The organism is Bradyrhizobium sp. CER78 (assembly GCF_029846235.1).
In the GTDB taxonomy this organism is placed as follows: domain Bacteria; phylum Pseudomonadota; class Alphaproteobacteria; order Rhizobiales; family Xanthobacteraceae; genus Bradyrhizobium.
Genome location: NZ_JARVWP010000003.1, coordinates 101,881 through 116,664, shown reverse-complemented (window position 1 = coordinate 116,664; position 14,784 = coordinate 101,881). Strand labels below are relative to the sequence as shown.

General features: G+C 64.4%; 14 protein-coding genes, 1 tRNA gene and 1 pseudogene. 9 read left to right on the top strand and 7 right to left on the bottom strand.

Annotation, left to right across the window (positions count from 1 at the left end; all coding sequences use genetic code 11):
- Position 1: 1 nt before the first annotated feature.
- The 4 genes from QDT69_RS06440 to QDT69_RS06425 all read left to right on the top strand — a co-directional run bounded on the left by QDT69_RS06440 (position 2) and on the right by QDT69_RS06425 (position 5,774).
- Positions 2-1,498: an HWE histidine kinase domain-containing protein gene (locus tag QDT69_RS06440; protein ID WP_279706181.1), complete on the top strand. Its 1,497-nt coding sequence runs from the start codon at positions 2-4 to the stop codon at positions 1,496-1,498.
- A gap of 83 nt (positions 1,499-1,581) precedes the next feature.
- The gene (locus tag QDT69_RS06435; RefSeq protein WP_279705785.1) at positions 1,582-2,739 is read left to right on the top strand and encodes an HlyD family secretion protein; all 1,158 of its coding nucleotides are present in this window, start codon (positions 1,582-1,584) and stop codon (positions 2,737-2,739) included.
- The gene (locus QDT69_RS06430) at positions 2,736-4,349 is read left to right on the top strand and encodes a DHA2 family efflux MFS transporter permease subunit (protein WP_279705784.1); all 1,614 of its coding nucleotides are present in this window, start codon (positions 2,736-2,738) and stop codon (positions 4,347-4,349) included. The genes QDT69_RS06435 and QDT69_RS06430 overlap by 4 nt, the downstream gene beginning before the upstream one ends.
- A gap of 81 nt (positions 4,350-4,430) precedes the next feature.
- Positions 4,431-5,774 (top strand): sorbosone dehydrogenase family protein, encoded by a 1,344-nt coding sequence (locus QDT69_RS06425; RefSeq protein WP_279705783.1) that lies wholly within the window; start codon positions 4,431-4,433, stop codon positions 5,772-5,774.
- A gap of 48 nt (positions 5,775-5,822) precedes the next feature.
- On the opposite strand, the gene QDT69_RS06420 is transcribed toward QDT69_RS06425, so the two are convergent.
- Positions 5,823-6,080, bottom strand: coding sequence for a hypothetical protein (locus QDT69_RS06420; RefSeq protein ID WP_021081918.1), 258 nt, complete (start codon positions 6,078-6,080; stop codon positions 5,823-5,825).
- A 196-nt stretch (positions 6,081-6,276) separates the two neighbouring features.
- Here QDT69_RS06420 and QDT69_RS06415 point away from each other — a divergent pair.
- Positions 6,277-7,094: pseudogene (locus QDT69_RS06415) on the top strand (aminoglycoside phosphotransferase family protein).
- Between the two features lie 12 nt (positions 7,095-7,106).
- Here QDT69_RS06415 and QDT69_RS06410 read toward each other — a convergent pair.
- Together QDT69_RS06410 and QDT69_RS06405 are read right to left on the bottom strand one after the other, a co-directional pair.
- Positions 7,107-7,274: a hypothetical protein gene (locus tag QDT69_RS06410; RefSeq protein ID WP_167351835.1), complete on the bottom strand. Its 168-nt coding sequence runs from the start codon at positions 7,272-7,274 to the stop codon at positions 7,107-7,109.
- 87 nt (positions 7,275-7,361) lie between these two features.
- Entirely contained in the window at positions 7,362-7,802 is a 441-nt protein-coding gene (locus QDT69_RS06405; protein ID WP_279706180.1) for a helix-turn-helix domain-containing protein, read from the bottom strand.
- Between the two features lie 163 nt (positions 7,803-7,965).
- Here QDT69_RS06405 and QDT69_RS06400 point away from each other — a divergent pair, with 163 nt between their 5' ends.
- Entirely contained in the window at positions 7,966-8,886 is a 921-nt protein-coding gene (locus QDT69_RS06400; protein WP_279705782.1) for an alpha/beta fold hydrolase, read from the top strand.
- A 126-nt stretch (positions 8,887-9,012) separates the two neighbouring features.
- Here QDT69_RS06400 and QDT69_RS06395 read toward each other — a convergent pair whose 3' ends face one another.
- Together QDT69_RS06395 and QDT69_RS06390 are read right to left on the bottom strand one after the other, a co-directional pair.
- A complete protein-coding gene (locus tag QDT69_RS06395; RefSeq protein WP_244484942.1) occupies positions 9,013-9,300 on the bottom strand; it encodes a DUF5658 family protein in 288 nt (95 codons plus the stop codon).
- Positions 9,301-9,413: 113 nt separating this feature from the next.
- Positions 9,414-9,503, bottom strand: a tRNA-Ser gene (locus tag QDT69_RS06390).
- Between the two features lie 194 nt (positions 9,504-9,697).
- Between QDT69_RS06390 and QDT69_RS06385 the strand changes: the two genes are divergently transcribed.
- Positions 9,698-10,165 carry a low molecular weight phosphatase family protein gene (locus QDT69_RS06385; protein WP_279705781.1) on the top strand — a complete coding sequence of 156 codons (468 nt, stop codon included), beginning with the start codon at positions 9,698-9,700 and terminating at the stop codon, positions 10,163-10,165.
- On the opposite strand, the gene QDT69_RS06380 is transcribed toward QDT69_RS06385, so the two are convergent.
- Positions 10,158-10,592 carry an NUDIX domain-containing protein gene (locus QDT69_RS06380; RefSeq protein ID WP_279705780.1) on the bottom strand — a complete coding sequence of 145 codons (435 nt, stop codon included), beginning with the start codon at positions 10,590-10,592 and terminating at the stop codon, positions 10,158-10,160. The two genes, QDT69_RS06385 and QDT69_RS06380, sit on opposite strands and share 8 nt — an antisense overlap.
- Positions 10,593-11,469: 877 nt before the next feature.
- Between QDT69_RS06380 and QDT69_RS06375 the strand changes: the two genes are divergently transcribed.
- Positions 11,470-12,378: a septal ring lytic transglycosylase RlpA family protein gene (locus QDT69_RS06375; protein ID WP_279705779.1), complete on the top strand. Its 909-nt coding sequence runs from the start codon at positions 11,470-11,472 to the stop codon at positions 12,376-12,378.
- Between the two features lie 34 nt (positions 12,379-12,412).
- On the opposite strand, the gene QDT69_RS06370 is transcribed toward QDT69_RS06375, so the two are convergent.
- Entirely contained in the window at positions 12,413-13,348 is a 936-nt protein-coding gene (locus QDT69_RS06370; RefSeq protein ID WP_279705778.1) for an alpha/beta hydrolase, read from the bottom strand.
- Between the two features lie 175 nt (positions 13,349-13,523).
- Between QDT69_RS06370 and QDT69_RS06365 the strand changes: the two genes are divergently transcribed.
- On the top strand, positions 13,524-14,783 hold the full coding sequence (locus QDT69_RS06365; RefSeq protein WP_279705777.1) for a D-alanyl-D-alanine carboxypeptidase: 1,260 nt from the start codon (positions 13,524-13,526) through the stop codon (positions 14,781-14,783).
- Position 14,784 lies beyond the last annotated feature (1 nt).

Sequence of the window (14,784 nt, the reverse complement as noted above, 5' to 3'; positions counted from 1 at the left end):
GATGGACCATGAAAAGGTAAACATCCTTCTGGTCGATGACCAACCGGCCAAGCTATTGGCCTATGAGGTCATCCTGAAGGAGCTCGGCGAAACGCTGGTCGCGGCCTCGTCGGGCCGCGAGGCGCTCGAGTTCCTGCTCAAGAACGAAGTCGCAGTCATCCTGGTCGACGTCTGCATGCCCGAGCTCGACGGCTTCGAACTCGCGGCGATGATCCGCGAGCATCCGCGTTTCCAGAAGACTGCGATGATCTTCATCTCGGCGATCCAGGTCAGCGACATCGACCGGCTGCGCGGCTATGAGATGGGTGCAGTCGACTACGTTCCGGTGCCCGTCGTGCCGGAAGTGCTGCGCGCAAAAATCCGCGTGTTCGCCGAGCTCTACCGCAAGACACGGCAGCTCGAACGTCTCAATGCCGAGCTCGAGGACCGCGTGCGTGCGCGCACCGCCGAGCTCGAGCAGTCGACCACCCGGCTGGTCGAGAGCGAGGCACGCCGCAGCATGGCGATTGCCGCGGGCAAGATGGGCTCGTGGGACTGGGATTGGGTCAATGGCGACTGGATGTGGGACGAGGGGCAATACAAGATCTTCGGCGTCGACCCGAAATCCTTCTCACTGACCTCCGACAACATCCAGCAGCTGTTTCACCCTGACGATGTCGAGGAGCTGCGGCAAGCCTGGGCCGGATTCGGCAAGGGACAGACGTCCTATGAAGCCGAATTCCGCGTCATGCGGCCGGACGGCGAGGTGCGCTGGTGCGTCGGCACGGCCGCGGCCACCAGCGACAGGAACGGCAGGGTGGTGCGGGTGAGCGGCGTCACCGTCGACATCACCGATCGCAAGAAGGCCGAGGAACGGCAGAGCCTGTTGACCCGTGAGGTCGACCACCGCGCCAAGAACGCGCTCGCGCTGGCGCAATCGATCGTGCGGCTGACGCGCGCGCAAAACGTCACCGCCTATGTGCGCGCGGTCGAGGGCCGCATCACGGCGCTGGCGCGCGTTCACACCGTGCTGTCGCTGTCGAGCTGGCAGGGCGCCGAGATCCGCCGGCTGGTGACCGAGGAGATCGCGCCTTATTCCGAAGCCGGGCAGATTCAGATCGAGGGCGCGGAGGTGCAGTTGCAGCCCGCGACCGCGCAAACGCTGGCGCTGGCGCTGCACGAGCTCGTCACCAACTCCGCCAAATACGGCAGCCTCTCGGTGCTACCAGGCCGGCTCGCGATCACCTGGGAGGTGCAGGACGAGACGCTGATCCTGGCCTGGGTGGAATCCGGCGGGCCTCCGGTGACCAAGCCGAAGCAGAAGGGTTTCGGCACCAGAAGCGTCATCGCCAGCATCGAGACCCAGCTCGGCGGACGGGCCGACTTCGATTGGCGCGCCGAGGGCCTGATTTGCCGGCTCACAGTTCCGCTCAAGGCGCCAGTTGGCGAAGCGGCGGCCTTCCGCGACCTGTCGGCGGCGGCCGAGCGCAAGCCGATGGTCAGTTCCAGCGCCGTGTAGTGCATCTCGCGAAACAGGAACCAAGCGCCTGACGCTGCGGTTGTCGGGGGACATCGCTCCCGTTCGTGGCCTGAGGTGCTGCCGTGGATGCCCAAACCCGAGAGCGCGGGCCGTCCGTGGAGGAACCGCGGCAGCCTGAGCGCGCCCCAGAGCAAAACTCGCGGCCGGACCACATGTCCTCACCGCAGCAGGAGACCGAGCGCAAGCCGTCGATGCGCGACCGGCTGCGCGAGCACTGGATACTCGCGATCGCCGGCGCCTGCCTGTTCCTGATCGCGCTCGTCGGTGGCGTGAACTATTGGCTCAATATCCGTCACTATGAATCGACCGATGACGCCTTTGTGGCCGCGCGCAGCTTTGCCGTGGCAGCGAAGGTCGGCGGCTATGTCGTCGAGGTCCCCGTCACCGACAACCAGCACGTCAATGCCGGCGATCTCCTCGCAAGGATCGACGAGCGCGACTACAAGATCGCGGTCGATCAGGCCAGCGCTCAGGTCGCGGTCGCCGAGGCCAACATCGCCAACGTGCAAGCGCAGATCGACAGCCAGCAGGAGCAGATCAAGGAAGCCAGGGCGCAGGCGCAACAGGCTGAAGCACAATTGAAATTTGCCGAGCAGGAGGCCGCCCGCGCGCAAGACCTCGTCGAGAAGGGGGCGGGCACCGTCCAGCGCCAGCAGCAGACACGCTCGGATCTCGACGCCCAACAGGCCAATGCGAGCCGCGCGAGAACGGCGGTGACCGCGGCCGAGCTCGGCGTCAGGACGCTCGAGGCGCAGCTCAAGAGCAGCAAGGCATCGCTGGAGCAGGCGCAGACGCAGCTCGATCAAGCCAAGCTGAACCTGCAATACACCCGCATCGCCGCGGCGCAGTCCGGACGCGTCGTCAAACTGAGCGGCGCCGTCGGTACCTTTGTCGCGCCGGCACAGAGCGTCATGATGCTGGTGCCTGACGAGGTCTGGATCACCGCCAACTACAAGGAAACGCAACTCACCGACATGCGTCCGGGGCAGCCGGTCGAGATCAGGATCGATGCCTACCCGGACCGCAAGCTCACGGGCCACGTGGCTTCGGTTCAGCCGGGCTCGGGCACCGCGTTCAGCCTGCTGCCGGCCGAGAATGCGACCGGCAATTTCGTCAAGGTCGTGCAGCGCGTTCCCGTGAAGATCGTGGTCGACAGCTGGCCGGCGGATGTGCCGGTCGGGCCGGGCATGTCGGTCGTGCCCTGGACCAGGGTGCGATGAGCGACGTCGCTGCAGGCGGCGGCGCGGCGTGGTCGCCGGAGCGGTCGGCGGCCGGCGGACACAATCCCTATCTGATTGCCTTCGTCGTCTCGATCGCGACGTTCATGGAAGTGCTCGACACCACGATCGCCAACGTCGCCTTGCGCCATATCGCGGGAGGCCTCGCGGTCGGCATCGACGAGAGCACCTATATCATCACCAGCTATCTCGTCGCCAACGCCATCGTGCTGTCGATCTCCGGCTGGCTGTCGACCGTGATAGGCCGCAAGCGGTTCTACATGATCTGTGTCGCGACGTTCGCATTCGCCTCACTGTTGTGCGGCTTTGCCTGGAGCCTGGAAGCGCTGGTCCTGTTCCGGATCATCCAGGGCCTTGGCGGCGGCGGGATGGCAACGAGCGAGCAGGCGATTCTTGCCGACTCGTTTCCGCCGGCCAAGCGTGGCCAGGCGTTCGCGATCTATGGCGTCGCTGTTGTGGTTGCCCCCGTGATCGGCCCGACGCTCGGCGGCTGGATCACCGATACCTACACCTGGCACTGGATATTCCTGATCAATGTGCCGATGGGCTTGCTTTCGCTGTTCTTGGTCGGGACGCTGGTCAAGGAGCCGTCCGGCGCCGAGGAGGAGCGCAGGAAATTGCTCAAGGACGGGCTGCGCGTTGACTACATCGGTTTTGTGTTGGTCGCGATCGGGCTCGGCTCGCTTGAATTCGTGCTCGACGAAGGCCAGCGCAAGGACTGGTTCGGGTCCGACATGATCATCGGCTTCGCGCTGGCTTCGGCGGTCTGCCTGATCGCCCTGATCCCCTGGGAGCTGACGCGTGAGGACCCGATCGTCGACCTTCGCCTGCTGGGGCGGCGTCAGTTCGGATCGTGCTTCCTGGTGATGCTGTGCACCGGTGCGATCCTCATCTCGTCGACGCAGCTGATACCGCAATTGCTGCAGACCGAGCTGAACTATACCGCACTGCTTGCGGGGCTCGCGCTGTCACCCGGCGGCATCGTCACGCTGATCCTGATGCCGGTGGTCGGCAACCTCGTCAGCCGCGTCCAGCCGAAATACCTGATTGCGCTCGGCGGTTGCATCGTCGCGTTCTCGATGTGGCATCTGACCGGGCTGAACGGCGACATCACCTATGGCTACGCCGCGCTGGCGCGCATCTTCCTCTCCGCGGGACTTCCATTCCTGTTCCTGCCGGTCACGACGGCGTCCTACGATGGCGTGCCGCCGGACAAGACCAACCAGGCCTCGGCGCTGATCAATGTCGCGCGCAACGTCGGCGGATCGATGGGCGTCGCGCTGGCCCAGACGGCGCTGGCGCAACGCCAGCAATTTCACCAGAGCCGGCTGATCGAGCATGCCGCGCCGTCCGATCTCGGATATCAGCAGACCATCGACACGATGACGCGCTACTTCCAGTCGCAGGGATCGAATGCGTCGGACGCGGCGTCGCAGGCGATCGCATGGGTCGGCCAGACCCTGCAACGGCAGGTCGATCTTCTCGCCTATATCGACGTGTTCTGGCTGCTCTCGATCATTGGCCTTGTGATGATCCCGCTCGCGTTGATTATCAAGCCGGTCGATCTGACGGCGCCGCCCAAGGGACATTAAGGACTTGACGGCAGACGACATTGTGAACGCAGCTGGCGATCGAAGCGCGCTATGACTCAAGGGAACGAGCGCGAGAAGCATATGTCCAGGATTAAACTTGTTGGCACCACCCTGTCGGTCGTCATCCTCGCAGCGATCGGCATCACCGGGACGACAGCCGAGCCGGTCCTGAAAGGCACGGAGGCGTACGGCGACTGGCAGCGCGACAGACCAGGCACGGTGCGTCTGATCACACAGCAGGACCTGCCCAAGCCGGGCGCAACGGCCTCCAGCAGCAATTCATCGCGCGTCGTGCAGCGACCTCCTTCAGCGATGCCGCAGGTGCCGGCAGGGTTCAAGATCGAGCTGTTTGCCAGCGGGCTGAGCGGACCGCGGATCATCCGGACCGCGCCCAACGGCGACATCTTTGTCGCGGAAACCGGCCCTGGCCGCATCCGTGTGCTACGCAGCGCCGACGGCGCCACCAAGGCTGCGACCAATGAGGTCTACGCAACCGGACTGAACCGGCCGTTCGGCATCGCGTTCTTCCCGAGCGGCGAAAATCCGCAATGGCTCTATGTGGCCAACACGGACAGCGTCGTGCGCTTTGCCTACCGCAACGGCGACCTCAAGGCGTCGGAAAAGCCTGAGACCATTGTCGCAAATCTTCCTCACGGCTACGGCCATTCGACGCGTGACATCGTATTCACGCTCGACGACAAGCGCATGCTGGTATCGGTCGGCTCTGCCGGCAATGCAGGCGAGGGGCTCGGCCAGCCTCCTGGTGGCATCGAGGTCTGGAGTCGCGCTCACGCGCTTGGCGCGGCCTGGGGATCGGAAACCGATCGCGCCGCTGTCCTTGCCTTCGATTCCGACGGCAAGAACCAGAAACTGTTCGCCACCGGGATCCGCAACTGCGTGGGGTTAGCAATCCAGCCCGGCAGCGGCACGCCGTGGTGTTCGACCAATGAGCGCGACGGCCGCGGCGACAACCTCGTGCCCGACTATGTGACGCGGATCCGCGAGGGCGCGTTCTACGGCTGGCCCTGGTACTATATCGGCGCCAACGAAGACCCCGCGCATGCCGGCGCACGGCCCGACCTCAAGGACAAGGTGACTGTCCCCGACGTGCTGTTGCAGGCGCACTCGGCCTCGCTCGGGTTGACCTTCTACACCGGCAGCAGCTTTCCGGCCGAGTATCGCGGCGATGGTTTCGCGGCTGAGCACGGCTCGTGGAATCGGTCGAAGCGCACCGGCTACAAGGTCATTCGCATCAGGCTGAAGGACGGCGTGCCAACCGGCGAGTACGAGGATTTCGTCACCGGCTTTGTCATCGGCGACAATGAGGTCTGGGGCCGACCGGTCGGTGTGACGGTGGCGCGCGACGGCGCACTGCTGGTCTCTGAGGACGGCAACGGCACGATCTGGCGCATCAGCCATGAGTAGCCGTTCGCTCTTCTAGTAGGGCCGGTCAGGCCGGCAACGCGGCGGCCGTTACCCCAGTCCATCCTTGAGGCCGTATTCCTCATAGATGGTCAGCGGATTGGTATCGGGAAACAACCGGCACTTGGCCTGCGCAAGATGCAGCGTGACGGCGCCGGCCTCGCATCGCGCGGTCAGAATCTTCCGGACATCCTCCATATGCGCGCGGGGCTGGTGCTTCGACGGCAACTGCTCGAGCGCAACCAGCGCCGTTGCCAGGGCCTCGGTGACCACCCACTCGTCGTGTCCGGTAATTCCCTTTCGCGGCATCGCCACACCCTCCGTCACACCGGCTACGACATTGTAGCGCGAGATGGGTGGGGGCTGTCATCAGCCAACATGGGCAGGGCAGCGCGGAACCGGTTGGAGCGGCCCTGCCACGATGCGCCGCAGGGAACCAGCATGACAGCGCGCGCCGGCAATGACTAGAACGACGGTCACGCCCTTCACCACCCAACCTGCCTGGATGTTCGAACCCTATCTCTCGGCCTGGAGCCTTGTCCCCGACGGCGCCCCGATCGTGCCCACGCCGCACGGTTGCTGCCGGTGCGGCGGCACGGCGAACCGGCGATGCTCAAATTGTCACACGAACCGGATGAACGTCTCGGCGGCATCGTCATGGCGTGGTGGGATGGGGACGGCGCGGCGCGGGTCCTTGCCCATGACGACGAGGCGCTCCTGCTCGAACGGGCGATGGGTTCGGCTTCGCTGAGCGACACGGCGCGAACCGGCCGCGACGATGAGGCCTGCCGAATTCTCTGTGCAACGGCCGACCGGATGCACGCCCCGAGAGCGAAACCGCGGCCGGACCTGACGCCACTCAAAGACTGGTTCCGCGAGTTGTGGCCCGCGGCGAGGGCGCACGGCGGCATCCTGAACCGATCTGCCGACATCGCCGAAGCGCTGCTCGGCGATCAGCGCGAAATCGTGGTGCTGCATGGCGACCTGCACCATGACAATGTGCTCGACTTCGGCACGCGTGGCTGGCTCGCGACCGATCCCAAGCATCTCGTCGGCGAACGCGGCTTCGACTTCGCCAACATCTTCACCAACCCCGATCTTGCCGACCCGACACGGCCGGTCGCAACCGAACCCGGCCGCTTTGCGCGGCGTCTCGACATCGTCGTGGAAGCAGCGAAGCTGGATCGCCGGCGCCTGCTGTCATGGATCATCGCCTGGACAGGCTTGTCGGCAGCGTGGTTCCTCGGCGATGAGGATCCGCTCGCCGAGATCGACCTTGCGATCGCACGACTTGCGGCCGCCGAGCTCGACCGGATGGCGTAAGGCACGCAGCCACTACGCCGCCGCGACACTGGCTCCGGTCAGCGACACGCTCAGGATCCGCCACTTCGATATATCGAAGAAGTAGGCGGCCTTGATGCGCGCGGAGGCGGGATCCGGCGCCTGAATCGCCGTGTGGAATTGCCGCGTCCCATCGCTCAGCGAAATCCGGAATGTCTGCATTGGTCGAACCTCCACGCAGCCGATGCTGCGGCAAGGAGGGTTAAGATCCAGTTGCTGATGACGGTGTCCACGCGGCGCATGCGCGCCTCACGCGATGCCTTTCCCGGCGGAAGCCTGCGGCAGCCGCACCATCGTATCTTCTGCTCCGACGACGCGTCCGTCCTGCGCGCGCAGTTCGAGTCGCCGCACCGGCAACCCGCTTTTTCGATCGACCAGGAGCACATGCGCCTCCTCGGGCTCGAAGAAGAAATCTTCGCCCCACTGCCGGAGCGCGACGAGGAGCGGGAACAGGCCGCGTCCCTTTTCGGTCAGCACATATTCCTGGTAGGGGCTGCCGTCCGCCGCGGGCACGGTCTCCATGATGCCGTGCGCCAGCAGATTGCGGAGCCGGGCAGAGAGGATGTTCTTGGCAAGCCCGAGGCTCCTCTGAAACTCGCCGAACCGGCGCAGCCCGTCGAACGCGTCGCGGACGATCAACAACGACCACCAGTCGCCGATCGCATCGAGCGGCCGGGCCACCCCGCACATCGAGTCCCTGTGGCTCACTCGCTTGGCCATCGTGATCCGCCTGACGCTCTTCATCGCGGCGCGGCCCGAAAGACCGCCCGATCAAGGACTCGATATATCGGTTGCAAAGTAAAACCTCAAGGACTACAGGATGGTTTCAAATTAAAACCATCCGAGGCCAGCCATGATTCAGCCTGATGCGACGTTCGACGGCACCTTTCCCTTCACGCCGCACTTCAGCGCGGCTCCAGGCTTCCGGATGCACTATGTCGATGAAGGCCCGCGGCACGGCGAGGTGGTGCTTTGCCTGCATGGCGAACCGACCTGGGGTTATCTGTTCCGCCACCTCGTGCCGGTCCTGTCCGCGGCGCACCGGGTGGTCGTCCCGGATCACATGGGTTTTGGCAAAAGCGCGACGCCCGCCCAGCGCAGCTATTGGCTGCAGGACCACGTCGACAATCTCGAAGCCCTGGTTCAAGCGCTCGACCTCACTGGCATCACCCTTGTCATGCACGATTTCGGCGGGCCAGTCGGCATGGGGCTCGCGGCACGCCATCCGGATCGAATCCGCCGGATCATCTCGGCCAACGGGCCGACGCCGTTCGGGCAGAGCGATCTGTTCGCGCGCGTCACCGCGAACGCGAAGGTCTCGCCCTGGTTTCAATGGATCGCAATTGCTGAGGCGAACGGTGAACTCGAGCCGGTTCTCGGCCAACTCGGCTTCAACATCCTGAGCACGCTGAAACTCAACGGGTTCGAAAACAACGCCGTCATCACCGACGCCTGGCTTGCCGCCTACGGCTCACCTTTCGCGCGCCCGGCTGACTGCCTCGGTGCGATCGGATGGGCCAAGGGATTTGCGACCGGGGCGCACAAATTCGAGGCGCCGACTCCCGCCGCCGATCGCGCGATCCGCAGTAAGCCGGCGCTGGCGATCTGGGGCGAAGCGGACCGCACGTTGCATGCAGACCATTTCCTGCCGCTGTTTTCCGCGATCTTCCCGGCGGCGCCGGTGAGGCGCCTTGCCGGCGTCGGGCATTACTGCTTCGAGGATGCGCCGCAGGAAATCACCGGCTTGATCGCCGAGTTCATCGCGCAGACCTGACGGCACGCCCGGCAAGACAACGGGAGTTAGTTCAGGCGACCGAGATATGGAGCATTGATTGGATCATGCCCGCTCACGCCAACGAGCAGGATGATCGCATCGCCAGCGCAAACGGCGCGTCGTGGTTCAGCTTGCGCCGGCGAGGATGACGAGGTTGTTGATGACGGGCGTTGAGCAGAACGCCACGACAAGCGCAATCCTGAAAAGGTTTTCGCTGCGCCAGAGCAGCGCGATGACGAGATAGGTCAAGCCCAGTTTAGGGATCAGCCACCAGACACCGAACCAGGCCTGGGCCATCTGCATGAACGGGTTCGCCTCGCCGAACCCGAGCTCCAAGATCCTGTTGGTGGTGGCGAGGTCGGCACATCCAAGAAGCAGTACGGACAGCAGCAGCAATGCCTTGACCCAATTCATCTCAACCTCTCGCTGGGCGCCGAACGGGCAATGACCCCAATATTCCAGCCGATTCGTTAAATGTTGGTTCGGCAAGGGATCGCAACGAGGCCGCTTTGCGGAGGCGGTATGCATGGCGGAAGGGGTGGGATTCGAACCCACGGTACCCTTGCGGGCACGCCGGTTTTCAAGACCGGTGCCTTAAACCACTCGGCCACCCTTCCGTCTGAGCTGATCAGGCCCATAGCGTAGGGCGCGGCCGAACGCAACGCGAACCTGCCTGTGCAACCGGGCGCCAATTGGTCGTTTGCCGGTATGCACATTGAAAAAGGCCCTGATTTGATCGAAAAGGCCGGCCTTGGCTTTGCCGGCGTCAACGAGCCGCGCCGCGGATCATGTGCAGTTGAATGCAACGCGGTTGACCGCCGAGGCCGACGTTGGCCATCATGAACCCATGAAGCGCGTCCTGTTCCTTTGCACCGGCAATTACTATCGCAGTCGATACGCGGAAGAGCTGTTCAATCATCTTGCAAGAGCCGAAAGCCTGCCGTGGCACGCATCGTCCAGAGGCGCAGCCGAACGCGGCTCGCCCGACAATGTCGGAGCCATGTCGGTGTTTGCGGATGATCGTCTCCGCGCCAGCGGCATCGTTCCGGAAGGCGCAACGCGCTATCCGCAGCCATGTTCGTTGGCTGATTTCGACGGCGCGGACCTCGTGATCGCGCTCAAGGAGGCCGAGCATCGTCCGCTCATCGAGCGGCGGTTCCCTGAGGTTGCCGGCAGGGTGACCTATTGGCACGTGCACGATATCGACGTTGCCCATCCCGCGGACGCGCTGCCAATGATCGACGATCTCGTGCGCGGGCTGGTTTCGTCACTCAGGTAGCCGGTTCGCGCTTCAGGAAGATCGCCAGCGCATACTCCGCCGGCCGTGCGAGCATGCCGCTGAGACGTTCGAGGTCCTCGACCGCGACGATCTCAAGGCGGCCTTCGGTGACCCTCAACTGGTCGATCGGCACGTCCCGAGCGAGGAACACCTCGCCACGAAGGGCGCCACCCGGTGTCGAAGGATCCGGTCCGGAATAACTCCCGATCAGCTCAAAACGCTCGGGCGGCACGTAATGGCCGATCTCCTCATGGATCTCGCGAACGACGCATTCCAGGAAGGTCTCGGTGCCCTCCCGCCGTCCGCCAAACAGGCTGATCTTGCCGGGATCGGAAACGTGCGGAAGGTCATCGCGCAGTTGCATGAGCAACCGGCCGTCCGTGCTGACGAGGAGTGCAGACGTTCCCTCTCTTACCGCGCCGGTCATTCGTCAATCCTCTCGCTGGGAAGGTGGAGGGTGCGTCAGGACTGGGGCTGGGAGAAGACGGCGCAGTTGGCCTGCGAATCAGGTCGCCGCTTTGTGTGCCTGGCCAAGTACATCAGGACTTCGCGCTGATGCCGACGTCGGATCGGCGAGGGATGAGGTGAAGGTGGTCGGCCTGTCGCATGGGCGCAGATGGCGCCCCACGCATTACATCTTCAGCCGAAAGCGAAGGCCAGCAGGCTCGAGCACAGCAGCACGAGGCTTGCCGCAGTGAGGGTTAGAAATCCGTCGGAGACCAAATCGTGATTACGCATGATACACCTGCTTTCAACCGATGCTCATCCGAATTGATTAAAGCTTTCCGAACATTCTCTCCTGGAAAGAGGTGACGCGTCTTTCCGCCTTCAACGGACTGTCAGGCCCGGTACCGATAGCCTTCCACGGCGTGCGCCAAGAAGATCGCCGCACTCACCAGGCCCATCACCGCTGTAACCGTCTCGATCATCGCAAACTTCCTTTGCGCCCCACGCGGAAGAGAAAACGATTGCAGCCTTGCACAGTCAAAAAGATTCAATTGTTGGAATTCAAGATGCCGACCCACTGATGATTTGCTGCAACAGTGTGTCTGATGGCGGGACAGGCGAGGGCGTTTTGGGCGACTGAAGCTCCGTAGAACAACTGAGGAGGCGCAACAGGCGGTTTACCAAAGTGCCATAGGGTTAAGGCTCTCCCCATTTCCGCCGTGTTCCGGTTGCGATATCGTCAAGCTCTGGTGCGGAGGTGGGCCGCATCGTGAAGAAAATGATCCCGACGCCGCGAAGTGGGCGTGGGACCGGCAGAATGGTACTTGGGGCAGATGGGGACTAGACGGCCAGATTCGATGATCCGGACGGCGCGCGGAGCCGTCGCGGCGGCGACGTGCCTCGTCCTCGCCAATTGTGCCTCGTCCAACAAGTTCGCCAGCCGGGTCGACCCGAAATACGGCGTGTCGTCGAGCCCGCGCGTCGTCGCGTTGGGCGACCCCGTGCCGAAGGGCGGCGGCACCTACCGCATCGGCAAGCCCTATGTCGTTGCCGGCCGCACCTATGTGCCGGAGGAGAACGAGAACTACCGCGCCGAGGGCATGGCGTCCTGGTACGGCGATGATTTCCATGGCCGCCTGACCGCCAACGGCGAGGTGTTCGACATGGGCTCGCTGACGGCCGCCCATCCAACGCTGCCGATGCCGAGCTACGCGCGGGTCACCAATCTGAGCAACGGCAAATCGCTCGTCGTCCGCGTCAATGACCGCGGCCCGTACCACGGCAACCGCCTCATAGACGTCTCGAACAAGGCCGCCGAACTACTTGATTTCAAAGGAAATGGCGTGGCTCGCGTCCGTGTCGAATATGTCGGCCGAGCACCGCTCGAGGGCTCCGACGACCGCCAGCTGATGGCGACCTTGCGCACCGGCACGCCGGCGCCGTCACCGTCGATGGTCCGCGTCGCCTCTGCACGGCCGTTCGTCCCCGAGATGTCGTCCTCGTCCGGTCGGCTCCGCGGCGATGTTCCGCTGCCGGAGGGACGGCCCTACAGCCTCGGCAACACCCAGGCCGACTATGCCTCGGTCAGCGCGACCTCCGAGATGTCGGCCTCAAGCCGCTCGCACCGCCGTGTCGCGAACAATCCGCGCGAAGTCTCCTATGAGAGCGACCCGCGCTATGCGGCAGCCCCGAGCCCGGCCGCGGCCTATGTGCCGATCGACGCGCGTGGCCCCGCCGAAGTGCTGAGCGGACGCGGGCTCTACTAGAGTCAAATCGTTGCGAATCAGGCCCTTGGCCTGATCATTTCAGAAACGCGATCAGCGCCGCATTGACCTCGTCGGGGCGCTCCTGCTGGATCCAGTGGCCGGCGCCCTCGATGATCAGCTTCTGCTTGAGGTTCGGCAGCACGCGCTCCATGTCCGCAACCCGCTTGGCGCCGATCAGCCCGGTAATGACAGAATCGTTCGAGCCGGCGATGAACAGTGAGGGCTGTTGGATTTGCGCGTCCTGCCAGGGCGCGGTCAGCTCCCAATTGCGGTCTAGATTGCGGTACCAGTTCAGGCCGCCGCGGAAGCCGGACTGCCGGTAGCCCTCGGCGAATTCGGCGATGTCTGCCTCGGTGATCCAGGCCGGCAGCGGCATTCCGGCCGGCAGCTTGCCGAGGAAGCCTTTGGCTTCGTCGACGAACATCGAGCTCGGATCAGAGACGCCGCGCCCGAGCACCAGGCGCATGGTGTGGGCGATGTCGCGCTCGAATTCGGCCTCCGCGACGCCGGGCGGCTGGAAGTACTGCCAATAGAAATTGGTGATGCCGCTCTCGCGCAGGGTTTCCAGCGGACGTCCACGGCCGCGGAACGGCGGCGGCACGCTGAGGCCGGCGACCTTCGTGAAAACGTCGGGCCGAAACAGGGCCGCGTGCCAGGCCACCGGCGCCCCCCAATCGTGACCGACGATGACAGCCTTCTTCTCGCCGAGCGCAGCCACCAGCGCGACCATGTCGCCGACGGTATCGAAGATCGTGTAGGCACCGACGTCGGCTGGCGCGGCGGTCCGGCCGAAGCCGCGCATATCGGGCGCCGCCACCCGGAAGCCTGCCGCGGCCAGCGCTGCGATCTGGAGTCGCCAGGAATAGGACAGTTCCGGCCAGCCGTGGCAGAGCACGACCAGCGGGCCTTGCCCGGCTTCGCGCACGAACATGTCGATGCCGTTGGCGGAAATGGTGCGGGAGGATGACATTCGCGTTTCCGCCTTGTTTGCCGGTTCTGTTGTCGTTAGCTGGTTCCAGGGATTACTGACAAGGATACGGGCGTTCAGCGCAGCCGGCAATCCAGCCGGCCGTGTACAAGCGGCGAAACCTCAGTTGTTTGCGATACTTCCAGCTGTTAGAACGCAGTCTTTCAGGACATCGCCGATGGCAGCCCCAACCGCAGTTCCCCGCACGTTGCTAGCTCGCGCCGGGCGTTGCTGGCGTGGCGTGATCGCAGCGGCGGTCGTGGCGGCGATCGGCTGCGGCGGGGTGGTCTATGCCGCCAACAACAGTGTCCAGGGCGCCAAGAAGGAAGACGCCGGCTTCGACGGCGACGCGCCGACCGCGATCCTGGTCGAGGCCTCCTCGGGCAGTGTGCTGTTCGAGAAGAACGCCGACGAGCTGCGTGCGCCCTCCAGCATGATGAAGCTGATGACGGCCGAGGTGGTGTTCGACGCCATCAAGAAGGGCGACATCAAGCTCACCGACGAGTACCGGATCAGCGAGAACGCCTGGCGGCGGGGCGGGGCGCCGTCCGGTACCTCGACGATGTTCGCTGCCATCAACAGCAAGGTCTCGGTCGACGACCTCCTGCACGGTGCGATCATCCCGAGCGGCAACGACGCCTGCATCGCGCTCGCTGAGGGCATCGCCGGCAACGAGCATACGTTCGCAACCGACTTCATGACCAAGCGCGCCCGCGAGCTCGGCATGACCAAGTCGACCTTCGGCAATTCCAACGGGCTGCCGGACCCGACCAACAAGATGACGGTGCGTGAACTCGCGGTGCTGGCCCGCCACATCATCCTGACCTACCCGGACAGGTACAAGCTGTTCGGCGAGAAGGAATTCACCTGGAACAAGATCCGCCAGCAGAACCGCAATCCGCTGCTGAACGCCTTGCCCGGCGCCGACGGGTTGAAGACCGGCTACACCAAGGAGGGCGGCTACGGCATGGTCGGTTCGGCCGTCCAGAACGACACGCGGCTGATCGTCGTCATCAACGGACTTGAGGATTCGGAGGATCGCGCGACCGAGGCCAAGAAGATGCTGGAATGGGGCTTCCGCAGCTTCGAGACCCGGGTTCTGATCGCGGCCAACCAGCCGGTCGGCTACGCCCGGGTGTTCGGCGGCGAGACCCGTTCGGTCAAGCTGGTCAGCCCCGATCCGATCACGGTGATGGTGTCGAAGAACGGCAACGACAAGCTGCTGGCCCGCGTGATCTACAGCGGCCCGGTCAAGGCACCGATCACCGCCGGCCAGCAGATCGGCGTCGTCCGGGTCTGGCGCGGAGCCAACGTCGCGATGGAGACTCCTGTCTATGCGGCGGATGCCGTCGGTACGGGATCGACGATGCGCCGTGCGCTCGACGGCGCCCAGGAGCTCGTCATCGGAATGTTCCGCGCAGGGGTCGAGAAGCTCTGAC

What these genes read in the sequence shown, in the direction of transcription:
- QDT69_RS06425 (WP_279705783.1), top strand. Translation starts at nt 4,431, where the DNA reads ATGTCCAGGATTAAACTTGTTGGCACCACCCTGTCGGTCGTCATCCTC.
- QDT69_RS06430 (WP_279705784.1), top strand. Translation starts at nt 2,736, where the DNA reads ATGAGCGACGTCGCTGCAGGCGGCGGCGCGGCGTGGTCGCCGGAGCGG.
- QDT69_RS06420 (WP_021081918.1), bottom strand. Translation starts at nt 6,080, where the DNA reads ATGCCGCGAAAGGGAATTACCGGACACGACGAGTGGGTGGTCACCGAG.
- QDT69_RS06410 (WP_167351835.1), bottom strand. Translation starts at nt 7,274, where the DNA reads ATGCAGACATTCCGGATTTCGCTGAGCGATGGGACGCGGCAATTCCAC.
- QDT69_RS06365 (WP_279705777.1), top strand. Translation starts at nt 13,524, where the DNA reads ATGGCAGCCCCAACCGCAGTTCCCCGCACGTTGCTAGCTCGCGCCGGG.
- QDT69_RS06395 (WP_244484942.1), bottom strand. Translation starts at nt 9,300, where the DNA reads ATGAATTGGGTCAAGGCATTGCTGCTGCTGTCCGTACTGCTTCTTGGA.
- QDT69_RS06440 (WP_279706181.1), top strand. Translation starts at nt 2, where the DNA reads ATGGACCATGAAAAGGTAAACATCCTTCTGGTCGATGACCAACCGGCC.
- QDT69_RS06400 (WP_279705782.1), top strand. Translation starts at nt 7,966, where the DNA reads ATGATTCAGCCTGATGCGACGTTCGACGGCACCTTTCCCTTCACGCCG.
- QDT69_RS06370 (WP_279705778.1), bottom strand. Translation starts at nt 13,348, where the DNA reads ATGTCATCCTCCCGCACCATTTCCGCCAACGGCATCGACATGTTCGTG.
- QDT69_RS06405 (WP_279706180.1), bottom strand. Translation starts at nt 7,802, where the DNA reads ATGTGCGGGGTGGCCCGGCCGCTCGATGCGATCGGCGACTGGTGGTCG.
- QDT69_RS06375 (WP_279705779.1), top strand. Translation starts at nt 11,470, where the DNA reads ATGATCCGGACGGCGCGCGGAGCCGTCGCGGCGGCGACGTGCCTCGTC.
- QDT69_RS06380 (WP_279705780.1), bottom strand. Translation starts at nt 10,592, where the DNA reads ATGACCGGCGCGGTAAGAGAGGGAACGTCTGCACTCCTCGTCAGCACG.